Origin of the sequence: Streptomyces sp. NPDC093071 (genome assembly GCF_044754545.1) — a bacterium.
Classification (GTDB): domain Bacteria; phylum Actinomycetota; class Actinomycetes; order Streptomycetales; family Streptomycetaceae; genus Streptomyces.
The window spans coordinates 1-2,070 of sequence record NZ_JBIVPH010000020.1 but is presented as its reverse complement, the minus strand read 5'-3'; the positions used below and the strand labels follow the sequence as shown (position 1 = coordinate 2,070).

The following is a 2,070-nucleotide window of genomic DNA, read 5'->3' as shown; positions in this document are numbered from 1 at the left end:
GATGGCCCCCCTTCTCCCGAAGTTACGGGGGCATTTTGCCGAGTTCCTTAACCATAGTTCACCCGAACGCCTCGGTATTCTCTACCTGACCACCTGAGTCGGTTTAGGGTACGGGCCGCCATGAAACTCGCTAGAGGCTTTTCTCGACAGCATAGGATCATCCACTTCACCACAATCGGCTCGGCATCAGGTCTCAGACTATGTGTCACGCGGATTTGCCTACGTGACGTCCTACACCCTTACCCCGGGACAACCACCGCCCGGGCTGGACTACCTTCCTGCGTCACCCCATCGCTTACCTACTACCACCTTGGGTCAGCGGCTCCACCACTCCCCTTTGCCCGAAGGCTCCGGGGCGGCTTCACGGCCTTAGCATTAATGGGCTCGATATTGGGCGTTTCAAAGCGGGTACCGGAATATCAACCGGTTGTCCATCGACTACGCCTGTCGGCCTCGCCTTAGGTCCCGACTTACCCTGGGCAGATCAGCTTGACCCAGGAACCCTTAGTCAATCGGCGCACACGTTTCTCACGTGTGTATCGCTACTCATGCCTGCATTCTCACTCGTGAACCGTCCACAACTCGCTTCCGCGGCTGCTTCACCCGGCACACGACGCTCCCCTACCCATCACAGCCTCCGTTGGGAGTATGTGCTGCAATGACACGACTTCGGCGGTACGCTTGAGCCCCGCTACATTGTCGGCGCGGAATCACTTGACCAGTGAGCTATTACGCACTCTTTCAAGGGTGGCTGCTTCTAAGCCAACCTCCTGGTTGTCTCTGCGACTCCACATCCTTTCCCACTTAGCGTACGCTTAGGGGCCTTAGTCGATGCTCTGGGCTGTTTCCCTCTCGACCATGGAGCTTATCCCCCACAGTCTCACTGCCGTGCTCTCACTTACCGGCATTCGGAGTTTGGCTAAGGTCAGTAACCCGGTAGGGCCCATCGCCTATCCAGTGCTCTACCTCCGGCAAGAAACACACGACGCTGCACCTAAATGCATTTCGGGGAGAACCAGCTATCACGGAGTTTGATTGGCCTTTCACCCCTAACCACAGGTCATCCCCCAGGTTTTCAACCCTGGTGGGTTCGGTCCTCCACGAAGTCTTACCTCCGCTTCAACCTGCCCATGGCTAGATCACTCCGCTTCGGGTCTTGAGCGTGCTACTGAATCGCCCTGTTCGGACTCGCTTTCGCTACGGCTTCCCCACACGGGTTAACCTCGCAACACACCGCAAACTCGCAGGCTCATTCTTCAAAAGGCACGCAGTCACGAGGATGTGCAAGCACATCCCGACGCTCCCACGGCTTGTAGGCACACGGTTTCAGGTACTATTTCACTCCGCTCCCGCGGTACTTTTCACCATTCCCTCACGGTACTATCCGCTATCGGTCACCAGGGAATATTTAGGCTTAGCGGGTGGTCCCGCCAGATTCACACGGGATTTCTCGGGCCCCGTGCTACTTGGGTGTCTCTTAAACGAGCCGCATGAATTTCAGCTACGGGGGTCTTACCCTCTACGCCGGACCTTTCGCATGTCCTTCGCCTATCCATACGGTTTCTGACTCGCCTCACAGCCGGCAGACTGTGAAAAAGAGATCCCACAACCCCGTAGGCGCAACCCCTGCCGGGTCTCACACGCCTACGGTTTGGCCTCATCCGGTTTCGCTCGCCACTACTCCCGGAATCACGGTTGTTTTCTCTTCCTGAGGGTACTGAGATGTTTCACTTCCCCTCGTTCCCTCCACATGCCCTATGTGTTCAGGCATGGGTGACAGCCCATGACGACTGCCGGGTTTCCCCATTCGGAAACCCCCGGATCAAAGCCTGGTTGACGGCTCCCCGGGGACTATCGTGGCCTCCCACGTCCTTCATCGGTTCCTGGTGCCAAGGCATCCACCGTGCGCCCTTAAAAACTTGGCCACAGATGCTCGCGTCCACTGTGTAGTTCTCAAACAACGACCAGCCACCCATCACCTCACCGCACGCGGTGAGTTCACTGGGGCCGGCATCCTTGAAGGACGACCTCACGGCCGTACCCTCAGACACCCAACAACGTGCCAGGCAC

1 rRNA gene (only partly in view) is annotated in these 2,070 nt (G+C 57.6%); it reads right to left on the bottom strand.

Annotated elements, in window-relative coordinates:
- Window positions 1–1,925, bottom strand: a 23S ribosomal RNA gene (locus ACIQD7_RS34180) (it extends 1,271 nt beyond the left edge of the window).
- Between the last annotated feature and the right edge of the window lie 145 nt (window positions 1,926–2,070).